Below are 17,062 nucleotides of genomic sequence, written 5' to 3' on the forward strand. Positions count from 1 at the left end.
TCTCGGCCTCCAAGCCCTATTCCGATGCTTCGCGCAGCGCGTTGACGTGGTGCAGCCCGCCGAGCACGGTCTTGGTGTCCACGCCGAAATCGATCAGGCAGGCGATCTCGTCCACGCCGATGGAGCGCAGGTGCTCCACGGTCCTGGCCGCCTCGGGCACCGTGCCGAACAGGCCTCGCTCGTCGAAGTAGGTGTCGAAGGACCGGGACACGATGAAGTCGATGTCCTCTTCGTCGAGCAGGTCGAGATCGAAGTCGGGGTCCGCTTCGCGGAACGAGCGCGTGATGAGGTGGAGCGAACTTCTGAGGTAGTCCTGGAGCGGCTCGCGCACGGCGTCGCGGGCCTCGTCCCGGCTGTCGGCCAGGAAGGTGTGCAGCATCAGCGCGACGTGCCCGTCCCAGCCTTCGTGCGTTTCGCGGGCCACCCGGCGGTACTCGGTGATCTTCGTGGCGAGTTCCGCGGCGTCCTGGTGCAGCAGATGGGTCAGCACACCGGCGCGGGCCGTGGCGGCGGCACGGAACGTGTCCACTTCGCCCGCGCTGGTCACCCACACCGGCAGCTCCGTTCGGACCGGTGGGGGAAAGACCCGTACCGGCGTCGTCTGCCCGGTGCCGTCCACGACGTCGAGGGACTCACCACGCCACAGGCCCCGCACCTGCTCGATGCTGCGCAGCATCACGCGCTTGCGGTCCTCGTAGGGGGCCCGGCTCAGAGTGAAGTCGACGGGATGCCAGCCGGAGGCGAAGGAAATCCCGACCCGGCCTCCGGAGAGGTTGTCGACCACCGACCACTCCTCGGCTATCCGTGCCGGGTGGTGCAGCGGCGCCACCACGCTGCCGGCCCGGATGTCGATGTTCTGCGTGGCCGTGGCGAGGGCCGCGCCCACGACGGCCGGGTTCGGGTAGAGCCCACCGAAGGCATGGAAGTGGCGTTCCGGGGTCCACACCGCCCGGAATCCGTGCCGGTCCGCGAACCGCGCGCCTTCGAGAAGGAGTTGGTACCGCCCGCCGTCCCCGTGCGGCGTGCTGTCGTCGGCGAAGTAGAAGAGGCTGAATTCCATGGAGCAACCTTGCTGTTGGTGGTCTGTCGCGCCGGGCCGTCAGGTCTGGCGGCGCATCCTGCGCAGCGCCGGCCGGGCCTTGCGGGCTCCGGCCAGGTGTCCCGCGAGCTCGGCCACGCGGGGAGCGTCGAACACCGCCCCGACCGGTATCTCCACCCCGAACTCCGCTCGGATACGGCTCACAAGGCGCGTCACGAGCAGCGAATGTCCACCGAGGTCGAAGAAGTTGTCATCGATGCCCACTTCGTCGAGACCGAGGATCCCGGCGAACAGCCCGCACAACGTCGCTTCTTGAGGGGTACGCGGACGACGGCCCCCCGCGGCCCTGCCCGTGTCGGGTGCGGGCAGCGCGGAGCGGTCGACCTTGCCGTTCGGTGTCAGGGGAAGCGCGTCGAGGACGACGACGGCCGAGGGCACCATGAAGCCGGGCAGGAAGGAGGCAGCGCGCCGCAGCACCGATTCCTTGAACCGCTCGTGGTCGGGCCCGGTGTAAGGGACGTTGGCGTAAGGGACGTTGGCGTAAGGGGCGTTGGTACGGGGAGTCTGGGTGCGGGGAGCCGGATCCGGGACAGGCGCACGGTGGCTTTCCTGGAAGTGGCCGTCCTGTGGCCCGGTCTGCGCCGCGGGGCTCGTGAGGACCGCGTCGAAATGCCCGGGGCCCGCGACCGCCGACCAGCGCAGCACGACCTGGCGGCCCGCTTCCTCCGCCATGACGGCGAGATCTTCCGGGTCCACACCGTCGTCCGGTGCGTCTTCGAGCATGCCGAGGTCTTGGGCCAGGCGGGCGTTGGGAATGCCCGCGACGCGGATCGTCCGGCCCGGCGGGCCCTGATGCATCTGGCTCCGTACGTCCATGAGCGTGTGAACGTCCTCGCCCCACCGGAATTCGGCCGTCGTACCTGCCGTCACCCGCACGCGCCCGGTGTCCAGGACCACGTCGTAGCGGTATCGGCTCAGCTCGTTGTGGTAGCCGCCCCTCTTCAACCGGACGTCACAGGAGGTGAACCGGTCGGAGGAGGCGACAAAGGCGGGGAAGTAGTCCGGATCCACCAGGAGCTCCTGCTCTCTCGCCAGACCTCGTTCCACGGCCCGCAGATGGCCGGGGCTGCCGGGCTCGGCACCGGTTCGACGCGCGGCGACGGCGGCATGGAAGGGCTTCAGGAGCCGCAGGTTCCGTACGTCGCCCACGAAGACGCGACCGCCGGGTGCGAGGGCCTTCGCCGCGTTCGCAAGCACGCGGGCCAGGTACTCGCCGCTCGGGAAGTACTGGGCCACCGAGTTGAGCACCACCACGTCGAAGTGGCCCTCGGGAAGGCCGGTCATGTCGTCGGCCGGCTGATTCCTCAGGAAGACACGACCGGCGAGGTCCGGCTGTTCGTCCACGTGCTGACGCAGATTCCGGATCACCGCGGATGAGACGTCGAGGCCCCAGTACTCTTCCGTGTCCTGCGCTGTTCCCGAGAGCAGCAGTCCGCTGCCGACTCCCAGTTCGAGAACCCGTCGGGGCCGCAACGCCCGGATGCTGCGGAGCGTCTCCTCCCGCCACTGCCGCATTTCGTCGACCGGTATGTCGCTGCCGTCGTAACTGCTGCGCCACCCGGTGAAGTCCTCACCGAACGGGACCGGACCGTGCTGTGCCGGTACGGCGTCGTGCACCCGCTTCCAGGCGGCCACGACGGCCTGGTCGTCCGGACGGCCCGGCCCTGCCTCCTCCGCGTCGGCATGCGGTACGACGTAGGCAACGACCGCGCGGTCGCCGTGCCGGTCTTCGCGCGCCGTCACCGCGACGTCGGAGACCCGTGGGTGACCCGCTATCAGCGCTTCGATCTCGCCGAGTTCGACCCGGTGTCCCCGCACCTTGACCTGGTCGTCGGCACGTCCCATGAATTCCAGGTCACCGTCGGCGTTCCAGCGCGCCAGGTCACCGGTCCGGTACATGCGCGAGCCGGGAGCTCCGTACGGGTCCGCTGTGAAGCGTTCCGCTGTCGTGCCCGGTCTGTTGAGGTAGCCGTGGGCGAGGCTCACACCGGCCGCGTACAGCTCGCCCACCACTCCGGTGGGGACGGGCCGCAGCTGTGCGTCGAGGACGTAGAGACGGGTATTGCGGATGGGCCGCCCGATGGGCGGGATCCGGCCGCCGTGCAGGGGCCGGCTCATGCTGGCACAGACCGTGGTCTCTGTCGGCCCGTACGCGTTGATCAGGGTCCGGCCCTCGGACCAGCGCCGTGACTGTTCCGCACCGAGCGCCTCACCGGCGACGACCAGCGTGCCGACGCCGGACAGCGCCTCGGGGGAAAGAACGCCCAACACGGCGGGCGTCAGGGTGAGATGGGTGACGCCGTGCTCCTGGACGAGGCGGTGGAGTTCGGGTCCCGGCCGAAGCCGATGGGCCGGTGCCATGACGAGGGCGGCTCCCGCCGACAGCGCCATGGACAGCTCCCAGAAGAACGCGTCGAAGCTGGGTGAGGCGAACTGCAGGACACGTCCGGTGACGGGCACCCGCAGCGCCCCCAGCTGGTGGGCGGCGAGGTTGGCGAGCCCGCACTGCGGAACGACGACCCCCTTGGGGCGGCCGGTGGACCCGGATGTGTAGATCACGTAGGCGGGCTGCCCGGGGGCCCGCGGCGCACCCGCCTCCCGGTCCGGGACGTTCTCCGACGAGTGGGCGGACATCGCTTCGCCGGTCTCCGGGCTGTCCACCCGGATCTGGGTCAGGCCGGTGGTGACGTGGTCGGGCAGCACCGTCTGTCGGGTCGTCAGAAGCAGTGCCGGAGAGGCGTCTTCGAGTAGGTAGGCGATCCGCTCTGCCGGGTATTCCGGGTCCACCGGCAGGTAGGCGGCACCGGCCTTCATCGTCGCGAGGACGGCCACGACGAGCTCGACCGACCTGGGGACCGCCGACGCCACCACCGCGCCGGCACCGATGCCACGGGCGAGAAGGCAGCGCGCCAGCCGATTGGCCCGGACGTTGAGGTCCGCATACGACACTTGGCTCGCCTCGAACAGCACCGCGCAGGTGTCGGGGGCGAGTTCGGCATGCTCTTCGAACAGCTCCAGGAGTGTGGGGGACGGTGCGCCCTCCTGCGTGCTGTTCCAGTCGGACAGAAGCCGGCGCTCCTCTCCCGTTGCCATCACGTCGTAACTGTCGAGGCGGCCATCCGGGTTGACCGCCGCGGACTGCAGCACGCGCAGCAGGCGTGCCACGAAATCCTGGGCCGTGGAGGCCCGGAAGAGGTCGGTGGCGTACTCGAGTGTGCCGCTCAGCCCACCCGGGCCGCCGTCCGCCGCCCGCGACTCGGTGAGCGACAGAGCGAGGTCGAACTTGGCGGTGCCCACGGCCACCGGCTCGGGCCGCACGGCCACGTCGTCGAAGTCCCATACGGCATCGGGGGTGTTCTGGAAGGCGAGCAGCACCTGGAAGAGCGGCTGCCGGCCGGTGACGCGCTCCGGATTGAGCACTTCGACGAGACGCTCGAAGGGAAGGTCCTGATGGTCGGAGGCGGCGAGGTCGGTTTCCCTGACCCGGAGCAGCAGCTCGCGGAAGCTGGGGTTTCCCGACGTGTCCGTTCTCAGGACGAGGGTGTTGACGAAGAAGCCGACCAGGTCCTCCAGGGCGGGGTCACCGCGCCCGGCTGTCACAGCCCCGATGGGTAAGTCGTGGCCTGCGCCCAGACGCGTCAGCACGACCGCCAGCGCCGTCTGTACCACCATGAACACGGTGCACTCGTGCTCGCGTGCGAGGTCCCGCAGGAGTGCGTGCAGTCCGGCGTCCCACTCGAAGGGCACAGAGCCCCCTTGACCACCGGACGATGCCGGCCGGGGGCCGTCGAAGGGCAGGGCGAGCGACTCGGGCGCGCCTTCGAGTTCCTTGCTCCAGAAGGCGAGTTGCCGTGCGGCCAGGCTCTTCGGGTCGTCCGGCCGCCCCAGTAGCTCGTCCTGCCACAGGGCGTAGTCGGCGTACTGGACGGGGAGTTCCGGCCAGTGCGGACGGCCGCCCTCCCGGCGTGCCCGGTAGGCCGCGGCCAGGTCACGGGCCAGCGGTCGCATGGACCAGCCGTCACTCGCGATGTGGTGCATCACCAGGAGCAGCACATGGGCCCGCGGGCCAAGGGTGAACAGAGCGGCACGGAAGGGAGGTTCGGCGGCCAGGTCGAACGGGGCCCGGACGGCGGCGCGCAGCTGCTCGGCGAGATCCTCCTCGGTCGCCGCCCGCAGGGGAACGCCGGGACCGGCGGCGCTCGGTGGGTGGATGTGCTGATGAGGCTCGCCGCCGTGTTCGGGAAAGACCGTGCGCAGCGGCTCGTGGCGCGCGACGACGTCCCTGACGGCCGACCGCAGCGCCGCCACGTCCAGGACCCCGGTGAAGCGGAAGGCCACATGTTCGTTGTACGTGGGGTGCGCGCCTTCCAAGCGGTCCAGGAACCACAGGCGTCGTTGTGCCGCCGAGAGCGGCAGCCCTTCCGGGCGGGGCCGGCGCCGGAGCGCGGGCCGAGTGCTCTCTTCCATGCCGAGCCGCCGCGAAAGCCTCGCGGGCGTCGGCGCCTCGAACACATCACGGACCGTCAGCTCGGCGCCCAGTTCGGCGCGGATCCGGCTCACGAGTCGCATGGCGAGGAGTGAGTGGCCCCCCAGGTCGAAGAAGTCGCTGTCGGCGCATAAGCCGTCGAGGTCGAGGACCTGGGCGAACAGGGCGCACAGGGATTCCTCGGACTCCGAGCCAGGGCCGCGGCCGCCGTCGGCGCGGTCGTGGACGGGCGCCGGCAGCGCCGACTTGTCCGTCTTGCCGTTCGGGGTCAGGGGGAAGGTGTCGACGGTGACGATGGCCGACGGCACCATGTGGGCGGGAAGCAGAGCACCGCAGTGGTCACGCAGAGCGGCGGAGTCACAGGCCGGTGCCGCGGCGGCGGAGTCACAGGCGGGTGCCGCGGCGGCGGAGTCACAGGCCGGTGCCGCGGCGGCGGAGTCACAGGCCGGTGCCGCGGCGGCAGAGTCGCAGGCGGGTGTCGCGGCGGCGATGGAGACGTATGCCGTCAGCCGCCGGTCCCCCGGCCTGTCCTCCCGGACCATCACCACGGCCCGGGAGACCGACGGGTGTTGGGCAAGCACCCACTCGATCTCGCCCGGTTCGATCCGGTGTCCCCGCACCTTCACCTGGTCGTCCACCCGTCCCAGGTACTCAAGGCCTCCGCCCGGGAGGGAGCGCGCCAGATCTCCGGTCCGGTACATCCGGGCGCCCGCCGGTCCCGAGGGGTCCGCGACGAACCGCTCGGCGGTCAGTCCGGGACGCCCCGCGTAGCCTTGGGCGACGCCCGCCCCCGACAGGTACAGCTCCCCCGCCTCTCCGTGCTCGACCGGACGGAGTGCCGCGTCGAGCACAAGCGCCCGTACGCCGGGCAGCGGTGCACCGATGTGCGGGCTCGGGCCGGTGATCCGGGCCGCAGTCGAGTCCACGGTGCATTCGGTCGGACCGTACAGGTTGACCGCGTCCACCAGGCCTCTGCCGGTCATGTCCACCAGGTCCGCCCACATCGCGGCGGGCACGGGCTCACCGCCGAGGAACAGCCGCAGCGGCCCGGCGCCCGCAACCCCGGCCGCGAGGTAGGGACGCAGGAGGTCCCAGTGCGACGGGGTCGCGTCGAGATCGGTGACCCGCTGCTTGCGAAGGAACTCGGCGAACAGGGCGGGATCGGCGCGCAGTTCGTCGGTGGGCAGGACGAGAGTGTCGCCACGGCAGACCCTGACCCACTGCTGCACCGAGGCGTCGAAGCCGAGCCCGGCATTCCACAGCACCCGAGAAGGAGTCGTCGGGTAGACGTTGCCCCGCTCCAACGCGTGGACGAGATGGGCGACATTGCGCCGGGTCACGACGACACCCTTGGGCCGCCCGGTGCTGCCGGACGTGTGGATGACATACGCGGGACTCTGGTCCGCGACGGCTACCGAAGTCGGTGTCGGCGCTGCGCCGCCGGGGCGTCGAGGGAGCCCCCGGGCGAGATCGATGGACGCCATGGCCGGCGGGAACACCGCGCCGTTCCCGCCGGAGGTGAGCACAAGGCCTGCCCCGGCGTCCTGGACCAGGAACCGCAGCCGCTGCGCGGGCCAGGAGGGATCGAGCGGCAGATACGCCGCGCCCACCCGCCAGGCGGCCAGCATCGCGGCGATCAGATCCGCGCTACGGGGCAGGTTCAGCGCTACGACTGCGCCCGGTCCCACGGACGCGGCGAGCAGTGCCTGCGCGATCTGTTCCGCACGGTCATGCAGCTCGCGGAAGTCGAGGGAACCCGAGGGCGTGGCAATCGCGACACGGTCCGGGTGGTGAGCGGCCGTGTCCGAGAAGCGCTGGCGGAGACCGATCTCGCCAATGTCCACGAAGGACTCCTTGAACTTGGCTAAAGAAGCCGAAATCTTTGCTTTAGCAAGCGATCGATTTCGGCCACGTACGGCCACTGCTACTGCTGCACACGCTGCAGACTGGCCGGCCGCATATCCGTCCAGGAGCGCTCCACATACCGCAGGCACTCCGCCCGCCCCTCAGGGCCATATCCCACGCGCCACCCGTCGGGAACGGGTAACTGCCGTGGCCACAGCGAGTGCTGGAGCTCGTCATTGATCAGCACGAGGAAGTCCCCGGCTTCGTCTTCAAACGGATTCGGCATGCAAGTAGCCCCGCTTCCATCAGTCGCACCGCTCGGCGGCAAAGGACGTCCATGATCCTAGGCAGCGAGCAAGGACGTTGCCCATACTTGCTATTGAGAATGTGATCTTGATAACGTGAAGCGCCCCGGCCAGACCTTGTATAGCTGAGGTCGCTCGCGCGCCGGTGGACACCGATCGCGAGGGCGGGCCTGCCGACACGACTGCCTGGAGAGGGCGTCCCGCGATGAACAGCCCCGAGCCCGACGACGGCCCGCAGACCGCGCCTTCCGCAGTACGCAGCGCATCCCGGCCACGACCGAGGCCCTGGGGACTGCTCGCGCACCGCAACTTCCGCCTGCTGCTGACCGGCGAGACAACGAGCAAATTCGGCACCAGCGTCACCTCCGTACTGCTCCCGCTGGTGGCGGTCAGCACGCTCGACGCTTCCCCGCTGATGGTCGGAGTCCTGACCGCGGCCCCCTGGCTGCCCTGGCTTGTGATCGGCCTTCCCGCGGGCGCCTGGGTCGACCGATGGCCCCGCCGTCCGGTCATGCTCTGCTGCAACCTGCTCTCCGCTGCCCTGTTCGCGACCGTCCCTGCCGCCTGGTGGCTGGGCTTTCTGAGCATCTGGCACGTGCTCGCGGTGGCGCTCCTTGCGGGCGCGGCGTCCGTCTTCTACTCCACGGCGTACTCCGCGTATCTGCCCGCCCTCGTGGCCAAGTCCGAGCTCATGGAAGGCAATGCGAAGCTGCAGGTGGGCGACCAGGCCGCGCGGGTCGCCGGCCCCGGCGTCGGCGGCCTGCTGGCCCAGACGCTCGGCAGCGCTCCCGGCCTGCTCCTCGACTCGCTCTCCTTCCTCGTCTCCTCCGTGTGCCTGCTGCGCATCAAGGCGACCGAGCGGCGGGACACCCCGAGCCGCCGGCACCTGCGGCAGGAGATATCCGACGGCCTGCGGTTCGTCGCCCACGATCGCCATATCCGCCTCGTCACCCTGTTCGGCGCGACACTGAACCTTGTCCTTGCCGCCTATCAGGCGGTCCAAGTCGTCTTCCTCGTCCGCACGGTGGAGGCCGCCCCGGGCCAAGTCGGCGCCCTGATCGCCTGCGGGGGTCTGGGCGGTGTGCTCGGCGGCCTCGTCGCCGGACGCCTTGCCCGCCGCTTCGGCAGCGCCCGCACCTTGGTGGCCGTCCAACTCACGGCCACACCCTTCGGGTTGCTCATTCCCCTGACCGGCAGCGGGCCACTGCTGTCACTGTTCGTCATGGGGTCGACCGTGATGCTCGCGGGCATCGTGGCCTGCAACGTCATCATCGTCAGTTTCCGGCAGACCTACTGCCCGCCCGGCCTGCTCGGCCGGGTCACCGCCACCACGCTCGTCCTCAACTACAGCACCATCCCGCTCGGCGCGGTGATCGGCGGCGCGGTGAACACCGCCCTCGGCCCACGCACCGCCATGTGGACGGTAATGGTCGCTCTGCTCGCGACCAACGGCCTGCTGCTGTGCTCGCCGCTGCGTCGCATGCGGGACCTACCCGAGCCGCACACGGCGCTCGAAAGCGCCCTGCCGGGACATGGATGAAGCCCTCGCCCTGGCCACTCGCCCGCCCGCCCGCCCGCCCGCAGCGGAGCGTGGGGCACCGCGGCAGCGGCTCATAAGCCGGCGAGATGGCTGAACGCCGAAAGGACTGTGACGTCTCCGGCCGCGTAAGTACGGGAGTCCCAGAGAGGGCTGTCGGCGAACCTCTGAAGGTTGGACCAGAGCGTCCGGAAGGCACAACTCGTGAGGTCTCAGACCAACCCTCAAACTGCGCAACCAGGTGGGCAGTTGACTTCATCGCTGCGTGCCCCGCATAGGCTGGTCCGCGTGGATGTGATCGGGTGTCTCGGGTGCGACCTACTGACCGGGCGCCGGGAATTGCCCGGAGGCGTCCTGCACGAAACCGCTTCCTGGGTGGTGAACCACGTCGTCGGTCCAATGAATCTCGGCACCTTGATCGTCGGTCCGCGGGAGCACGTCGTGGCCGTCGCGGAGCTCGACGACACGGCTGCGGCGGAACTCGGTCCCTTGCTGCGCGTCACCGCCCGTGTCGTGGAGACGTTGTGCCGGCCTGAGCAGACCTACGTCTGCATGTGGTCGCACGGCCGCGACGCGCGCAAGCATCTGCACATCGCGGTCCAGCCGGTGACCGCGGAGGTGCGGGCCCGCTACGGCGGGCTGCGCTCCGAGCAGCTCCAGGCCCGGATGCTGGCGGACGGTGACGAGCCGGACATCGCGGATGTCGAACAATTCTGCGCTCAGGCTCGTGAGCTGTTCCGCGAGATCACCGACAGCAGCCTCGAAGACCGCAGCTGATCACCAGTCCTGTACCGCCCTCACGTCGTAGGCAGGCGAGCCAGGCACCCTCAACGTGAGGCTGGAAAAGGCTCATTGTGGCCTCCGTTGAATCAAGTGAGGGAATCCGTACGGTCGGGCGTCTGATCAGCAAGCTGAAATCCTGGCGCGGCGTCGCTGCCCGCTACGACAAGACTCCCGAGCGCTGCCAAGCAGGACTTCACCTGCCTGCGGCACGATGGGGTTGGTAGCTATTACTCGCTAGCGAGGCGCGCCGCATGAGTACGTTGCTGGATGCTTACGAGACGACGACATCGTCAAGTTACCGATTGCTCGGCCTGATGGACGACAGCGTGCCCCCTGACAATCCGGAGGGTGATAACTCGAAGTGGCTGCTCCCCGGCCCTGGATTTGTGGAACTGCAGGTTCCGTCCGAGGTGATCAGTGCCTTCGTGCGCTTGGAGAGTTGGTCGGCTGCTCCTCCCGTGCCTGCCGGGCCGTGGGCAGCCGGGGAGGAAGTGGACCTGGAATTCCCTTCCGGCGATCTCGCGCTCTACACCATCGACGGAGGAAGGCACGAGGTCGCATTGTCGTTGCCGTCACCCGGGGTGCATAGGACGCGGTGGCAATGGGTGTTCAACCCTGACAACGGCCCCTACCACTCCCCCCTCGACGGCTCCTGGTCTGTCTTGGAGGCGCCGGCCGGCCACGGGCGGGAGCTGAACGGCCATGACCAGTTCTGCCTCGTACAGATCTGGAGTGCCGGCACCGCGTAATGGAAGTACCACCCGGCTGAGGTTGCAGCTGTGGATCTGGCCGGACGTCGCCGCTCAGCACACGCTCATCGCCAAGCGGGGCGAGGGCATGCTAGGAACTGGGAGTTGGGCGGCGGCGACCCGGGAGGGGGCCTTCGTGAGCGTCGGGAGCGTGCAGCGATCTGGACGGGTTGCTGTCATCGGAGTGGGCATTCTCGGAGCCAGCGTGGGCTGGAACCTGTCGCGGCACGGGGTCGAGGTGGTCTTCATCGACGCCGGCCAGCCAGGCGAAGGGGTCACCAACTGGTCCTTCTCGTGGGTCAACGCCAGCAACAAGACCGCGCGCAGGTCCTATTTCGACCTGAACGTCGCGGGCATGGCGGCGTACCGGGAGCTTGCAGAGACCATCGGGCCGGATTCATGGTGGCATCCCAGCGGCCACCTGCGTTGGGCTGAGGACCCCGCAGCGGAGGCGCAGTTCCTGGAAACAGCCGAGCTGCTGGCCAGCTGGGACTACAGAGTCGAGGTGTACACGGGGGCCGAGGTGCGCCGCCGCCTCGAACCTGCTCTCGCGGTGCCCGGCAAGGCTCCGGTCCTGTTCTATCCCGACGAGGCATGGGTGCACGGACGGCGCCTCGTCGGCCGTCTGGTCGACCGAGCCGTTGAGTCCGGCGCCGAATGCAGATCCGGCACCGCGGTCTGCGACATCGGCTTCAGCTCCGACGGGAGCGTCCGGAGCGTGACTCTGTCGGATGGGAGCCGTCTCGACGTCGATGCCGTCGTGAACGCGGCAGGGCCCAGCGCTTCCCAGGTCGCCGGGCTCGTCTCTCGGCACTTGCCGATGCGCCGGGAACCCGGCGCCGTCTCCCGGATCGACTGCGCCCGGATCCCGGTTCGGCGAGCCCTGCACGCGCCCCATGTCGAGATCCGTCCTGACGGAGAGGCGTCGATGGTCCTTCACAGCCGGGAGATCGACGCTCTCATCGACACCGGCGAAGAGCCGGCGGAACTTGCACGGCTGCTCCACGAATCGGCGAAGCTCGTCGTTCCGGAACTCGGAGACTCCCTCATCGCGCAGACACAGGTAGCCCACCGGCCCATCCCAGCCGACGGATTCCCCTCAGTGGGTGCGGTGCCTTCTCTGCCGGGCTACTACGAAGCGGTCTCCCACAGTGGCATCACACTCGGGCCTGTGATCGGCCGACTGCTTGCTTCGGAGATCGTCAGTGGGAAGGGGGACGAGATGCTTGCGGACTTCCGCCCGGAACGGTTCCCTCGGTGACAACAGGCGGAGACGTCTGCTGTTGGGCAGGCTGATGCACCCACGGGGCCCGAAGTGCTGTGCCGTCATGGAGTGTTGAGGATGTAGTTGTGGGTGGCACCCCTGGTGCGGTTGTGAAGTTGGGCAGGCTCGACTGCCATCCGCCCGGAATCCGAACCCGTCGCCATCGCGGTCACACCTCCGACCGCTCGAACCACCCCGCCTCACTCAGCGCAGCACGACTCGCTGCCCAACGGGAGCCCTCACGACGGGACTTCACCAAGGCGAATGGGCGCCACAGGCGCGCAGGACGTCAAGGGCCTGCGCGGGGGTGAGTCCGCCGTGCTCGGCGAGGATTCCCCTGCCCGTTTCGATGGCGGCCCGGGCGGCGACGGCGGACTGGACACGGGTCAGTACGTCCGAGGGCCGGGGCCGGTCGGGCTGCCAATGGATCAGCGCGAGGGCGGCGACATCCGCGAGTCGCGCCGTACCGCAGGAGGGTGCGCCGGCATCCCACCGTCGCGCGAAACCGTCGCCCGTCCTTCGACCCAGCCTTGCTTCATCTATCGAGATTCGATAGATTCCCATCGTAGCTCGATGGGATGGTGGGTCATGGGAAAGCTGACAGTGCACGCGCTGCGCGCCGTGCTCGTGGTGGTGCTCACCGGCACCGTGTCTGTACAGGCATTGATGGTGTGGGCGTTGGTGAGCGGGAATGACCCGGAAGACGGCTCGCTCCCGCTGACCCCGCTGCGTGTGATCACGATCCTGGGTATCGGGACGGCCCAGGTCGCCCTGGTCTGTGTATGGCGACTGGTCACGATGGTGCGACGCGGAACCGTGTTCTCCCACGCCGCCTTCCGGTACGTGGACGTCATCATCGGCGCGATCGTCGCGGCTGCCCTGGTGTGGTTCGCGGCCACGGCCCTGAATGCGCCCGGCCAGCGGGACGACCCGGGTGTCACCCTCATCATGGGCGGAATCGGCGTGGCCATCCTGGGAGTCGCGCTCATCGTGCTCGTGCTGCGGATGCTGCTCGCCCAGGCTGTCGCCCGGGACGTCGAAGCGGCGCAGATGCAGGCCGAGTTGGACGAGGTGATCTGATGCCGATCGCCGTCGACATCGACGTGATGCTCGCCAGGCGGAAGATGTCCGTGGGCGAGCTCGCGGACCGCGTGGGGATCACGCCCGCCAACCTGGCGGTACTCAAGAACGGCCGCGCCAAGGCGGTGCGCTTTGCGACGCTCGCCGCGCTCTGCGAGGTACTCAAGTGCCAGCCGGGCGACCTGCTCCGCTGGGAGGCCGAGGACTCCGCGGGCGAATGAACCATGCCTGCCGACGCGTCATCGCCGATCCCGACAGCCCTTCACCAGCCACCAGCCCCGCGAGCATCCCGGGGCCGTACTCGGGGAGATCCCGGACCTGCTGAAGCGTTGGGCCGAGGTGCCCGAGGCCCCGCCTCACCCCTTGCTCGACCCCAGCGTCAGCCCCGCGATGAAGTGCCGCTGCAGGAGCAGGAAGACGAGCAGCGTCGGCAGGGCGACGATCACCGAACCCGCCGCCAGAAGGTTGTAGTCGGTGAAGAACTGGCCGCGCAGGTTGTTCAGGGCTGAGGTGATGGGGAGTTTGTCGCCGTCGGACATGAAGACCAGCGCCCAGAGGAAGTCGTTGTACATCCAGGTGAACTGGAGCGTGCCGAGGGCGGCCAGGGCGGGGCGGCACAGCGGGAGTGTGATGCGCCAGTACTGGGTCCAGACGCCCGCGCCGTCGACGATCGCGGCCTCCACGATCTCGTACGGCAGCGCCCGCATGAAGTTCGCCAGGACGAAGACGCAGAAGCCGAGCTGGAATCCGACCTGAACGGCGAGCACGGCCCAGTAGGAGTCGAACATCGTCATCGAGTCGGACATCCAGTACGGCAGCGGGATGCGGTTGAAGACGACGTAGAGCGGCGTGACGATGACCTGCTGGGGCAGCAGGTTGCCCGCCGTGAAGAGCATCAGGAGGACCACCCCGCCGCGCATCCGCAGCCGCGCCACCGCGAACGCCACGAAGGACGCGAGGAAGAGGACGAGCAGGACGCCGGGCACGGCGATGACGAGGGTGTTGACGAAGTACTTCGTCATGCCCGAGTCGCTGAACGCCTGCTGGTAGTAGTCGAAGGAGAGCTTCTTCGGCAGTGAGAAGTAGCCGAGTTCCGAGGTCTCCTCATAGGGGCGCAGACTCGCGTATACGGCGAGGGCGAGCGGGGCCAGGAAGGCCAGGGAGACGCCCATCAGGAAGACATGCAGACCGAGCCGGCGCGGCCGCAGCCGGGGGCGGCGGCCCGGAGGGCGCGCGGTCGGCGCCGTGCGGGCGCGTTCGGGGGCGGTGCCCACGCTCATCGGCTCTGCTCCCCCCATGGACCCACCAGATCCACGCTCATCGGTTCTTCTCCCCGCGCAGTTCCTGGTACAGATACGTCACGACGAAGCCGAGCGAGACGGTGAGCAGGACGACCGCGATGGCCGAGCCGAAGCCGATCTGGCTGGACTCCCCGACGATGTTGTCGGTGACGAGCACCGAGAGCAGTTCGAGGCCGTTTCTGCCTTTGTTGATGGCGTAGACGATGTCGAAGGCGCGCAGTGCCTCGATGACCGTGATGACCCCGACGATGATGTTGACCGGCCGCAGCGTCGGGAAGACCACACGGAAGAAGGTCTGGAACGCGTTCGCGCCGTCTATCGCCGCCGCTTCCTTCAGTGACGGGTCGACCGCCTTCAGGCCGGCGAGATAGAGGATCATCACGTAGCCGGTGTGCCGCCAGGCCGCGGCGAGCAGGACCATCCAGATGTTGAGGTCGGGGTCGCCCAGCCAGTCCGTGGGGCTCTGTGTGTCGGCGAGGATCGCGTTCAGGGCGCCCTGGTCGCGGGAGAGCACCAGCTGGGCGATGAAGCCGACGATCGCCAGGGACAGCACCACCGGCATGTAGAGCGTCGACTGGTAGAAGCGGCTGAAGCGCACCCCCCGGTCGATGAGTACGGCGAGCAGCAGCCCGAAAGGCGTGGCGATCAGGCCGAGGAAGGCCAGCCACATCAGGTTGTGGCGGACGGCGGGCCAGAACTGCGGGTAATTGGTGAACAGATTCCGGTAGTTGTCGGTGCCGACCCATTCGATGTCACCGATGCCGTCCCAGCCGGTGAAGGACAGTCCGACCGAGGCCAGGGTCGGACCCCAGACGATGAACAGGTCGAGCAGGATCGGAATGCCGAGCAGCGCGCCGAGTACGGCCAGATCACGCCGGGTGAAGCGACGTGGTCCTCGGCGCCGCCGCCGCTCAGCGCGGCGCGTGGTGGTGAGCGACACGGATCGGGCTCTTCTCAGTCGGCTGAAGTCGTCTCAGTCGTCTCGGGCGTCTCGGTGTTCGCAGGGCGGCTTGGTGGTCTCAGTCGTCTCGGTCGTCTCAGTCGGACGCGAAGATGGTCTTCTTCTGGCGCTCGATGTCATTGACCAACCCGTCCACGTCTTTCGGGTTGTTGATGAACTCCTGGATGGCCCTGATCATCACCCGCGAGGAGAAGTCAGGGCGGGTGTCGCGGTCCAGGAACTGCGAGATCTGCTTGGCGTTGGAGACCAGGTCGACGGCCTTCTTCTGGATCGGGCTGTACGCCGAGGTGTCGGCCTTGTCGCTCACCGCGATGTTGTTCGGGTCGTGCTTGAGATAGATGTCCTCCGCCTCGCCCGTGGCCAGCCACTTGAGCAGATCCTTCGCGGACTCCATGGCCTTGTCGTTCTTGAGGTCGCGGGATTTCGCGGCGAGCAGGAATCCGTCGATGGGCGCCTCCACGGCGTCCTGGCCGTGCTCGGGATTGATGACGGGGAAGGGGAAGAAGTCGAGGTCGTCCTGTTCGGCCTCGGGGAACTGCTGGCCGGGGTGCGGCAGTCCGAAGACCGCCATACCGCTCTGGCGTTTCTGCAGGGTGGCCGCGGCCTCCTGCCAGGTGCGGCCGTTGGCGCCCTCGTGGCAGTACGGCAGGACGCGGCGCCAGGTGTCGAAGACCTCGCGTACGCGCCGGTCCGTCCAGGCCTCTTTGCCCGCCATCAGATTCTTGTGGAACTCATAGCCGTTGGTGCGCATGTTGATGTAGTCGAAGGTGCCCATGGCGGGCCAGCCGTCCTTGTCGCTGAACGCGATCGGGACGAGCTTGTCCTTCTTCATCTGCTTGGCGAGCGCGAGATAGTCGTCGAGTGTCTCGGGCGCCTCGTATCCGTACTTCTCGAAGACGCTCTTACGGTGGAACACGGCCCACGGATAGTAGTAGTACGGCGTCAGATACTGCTTTCCGTCCGCGCCCGTCGACTGTTCCTTCAAGGCGTCGGAGAAACCCGAGTACCCCTCCCACAGATCACTGATGTCGTGCAGGAGGTTCTTCTTCGCGAAGAACTGCATCCGGTAGCCAGCGAACCACATGAACACGGATTCCGGCTTGCCCTGCAGATACCGGTTGATGTTCTCCTGGAAGCCCTCGTGGTTGACGGTGTTGACCTCGACCTTGCGGCCGCCCTTCGCCTGCTTCTCGTACGCCCTGAATGCCTCCGCGAACGCCTTCTTCGGCACCGGGTCCGAGGCGTTGGAGCCCATCGTGACGGTCTTGCCGTCGCCTCCCGGTCCCCCGCCGCAGGCGGCGAGCAGTGCGGGCAGCGTGATCGCGCCCGCTCCGGCCGCCGCGCCCCGCAGGAGGTTGCGCCGGGACATCCGATGTCCGCTCGCACTCCCGCCATTCCGCGACGGCCCCGGCGGCGATCCGGGAGGCATCCCCGACGTGACGGAACGGTTGAACGACGACTGCGCCATGTGTCCCACTCCCCGGCCTCAACCCAACACAACCGAACGCGAGGCTGAGATCTCACCGGCAACCAGTAAGGACGTCAAGGGGTTTGGCGCGATACCGCGCAACCGTTACCGCATCTCTTCCAACAGACTCCAACAGGCTCTACCGTAAGCGCGCGTCGCTGGCACACAGCTGACGCACAGCCGA

Annotated in this window: 12 protein-coding genes; 6 read left to right on the forward strand and 6 right to left on the reverse strand. The window is 68.5% G+C overall.

What is annotated here, in order from left to right; all coding sequences use genetic code 11:
- Positions 1-16 precede the first annotated feature (16 nt).
- From ACFQVC_RS27290 to ACFQVC_RS27300, 3 genes are all read right to left on the reverse strand, one after another.
- The gene (locus tag ACFQVC_RS27290; protein ID WP_381835419.1) at positions 17-1,060 is read right to left on the reverse strand and encodes a MupA/Atu3671 family FMN-dependent luciferase-like monooxygenase; all 1,044 of its coding nucleotides are present in this window, start codon (positions 1,058-1,060) and stop codon (positions 17-19) included.
- A 39-nt stretch (positions 1,061-1,099) separates the two neighbouring features.
- Positions 1,100-7,429: an amino acid adenylation domain-containing protein gene (locus ACFQVC_RS27295; protein ID WP_381835421.1), complete on the reverse strand. Its 6,330-nt coding sequence runs from the start codon at positions 7,427-7,429 to the stop codon at positions 1,100-1,102.
- 80 nt (positions 7,430-7,509) lie between these two features.
- Entirely contained in the window at positions 7,510-7,716 is a 207-nt protein-coding gene (locus ACFQVC_RS27300; RefSeq protein ID WP_381835423.1) for an MbtH family protein, read from the reverse strand.
- Between the two features lie 224 nt (positions 7,717-7,940).
- Here ACFQVC_RS27300 and ACFQVC_RS27305 point away from each other — a divergent pair, with 224 nt between their 5' ends.
- From ACFQVC_RS27305 to ACFQVC_RS27330, 6 genes are all read left to right on the forward strand, one after another.
- Complete coding sequence (locus tag ACFQVC_RS27305; protein ID WP_381835425.1) at positions 7,941-9,275, forward strand: MFS transporter; 1,335 nt, start codon at positions 7,941-7,943, stop codon at positions 9,273-9,275.
- Positions 9,276-9,560: 285 nt separating this feature from the next.
- Positions 9,561-10,049 carry an HIT family protein gene (locus tag ACFQVC_RS27310; protein ID WP_381835427.1) on the forward strand — a complete coding sequence of 163 codons (489 nt, stop codon included), beginning with the start codon at positions 9,561-9,563 and terminating at the stop codon, positions 10,047-10,049.
- Between the two features lie 257 nt (positions 10,050-10,306).
- A complete protein-coding gene (locus ACFQVC_RS27315; RefSeq protein WP_381835429.1) occupies positions 10,307-10,804 on the forward strand; it encodes a hypothetical protein in 498 nt (165 codons plus the stop codon).
- Positions 10,805-10,940: 136 nt separating this feature from the next.
- A complete protein-coding gene (locus ACFQVC_RS27320; RefSeq protein WP_381835431.1) occupies positions 10,941-12,065 on the forward strand; it encodes an NAD(P)/FAD-dependent oxidoreductase in 1,125 nt (374 codons plus the stop codon).
- 591 nt (positions 12,066-12,656) lie between these two features.
- Complete coding sequence (locus ACFQVC_RS27325) at positions 12,657-13,148, forward strand: DUF2975 domain-containing protein (RefSeq protein ID WP_381835680.1); 492 nt, start codon at positions 12,657-12,659, stop codon at positions 13,146-13,148.
- Positions 13,148-13,369 (forward strand): helix-turn-helix domain-containing protein, encoded by a 222-nt coding sequence (locus ACFQVC_RS27330; protein ID WP_181648025.1) that lies wholly within the window; start codon positions 13,148-13,150, stop codon positions 13,367-13,369. The genes ACFQVC_RS27325 and ACFQVC_RS27330 overlap by 1 nt, the downstream gene beginning before the upstream one ends.
- Positions 13,370-13,504: 135 nt before the next feature.
- Here the strand turns inward: ACFQVC_RS27330 and ACFQVC_RS27335 are convergent, their stop codons facing one another.
- The 3 genes from ACFQVC_RS27335 to ACFQVC_RS27345 all read right to left on the reverse strand — a co-directional run bounded on the left by ACFQVC_RS27335 (position 13,505) and on the right by ACFQVC_RS27345 (position 16,779).
- Positions 13,505-14,428 carry a carbohydrate ABC transporter permease gene (locus tag ACFQVC_RS27335; RefSeq protein ID WP_381835434.1) on the reverse strand — a complete coding sequence of 308 codons (924 nt, stop codon included), beginning with the start codon at positions 14,426-14,428 and terminating at the stop codon, positions 13,505-13,507.
- A gap of 37 nt (positions 14,429-14,465) precedes the next feature.
- Positions 14,466-15,389 (reverse strand): carbohydrate ABC transporter permease, encoded by a 924-nt coding sequence (locus ACFQVC_RS27340; RefSeq protein WP_381835436.1) that lies wholly within the window; start codon positions 15,387-15,389, stop codon positions 14,466-14,468.
- 97 nt (positions 15,390-15,486) lie between these two features.
- Positions 15,487-16,779, reverse strand: a complete 1,293-nt coding sequence (locus ACFQVC_RS27345) for an ABC transporter substrate-binding protein (RefSeq protein ID WP_381835438.1) — start codon at positions 16,777-16,779, stop codon at positions 15,487-15,489.
- Between the last annotated feature and the right edge of the window lie 283 nt (positions 16,780-17,062).

It is taken from the genome of Streptomyces monticola, from assembly GCF_042665355.1.
Taxonomy (GTDB): domain Bacteria; phylum Actinomycetota; class Actinomycetes; order Streptomycetales; family Streptomycetaceae; genus Streptomyces; species Streptomyces monticola.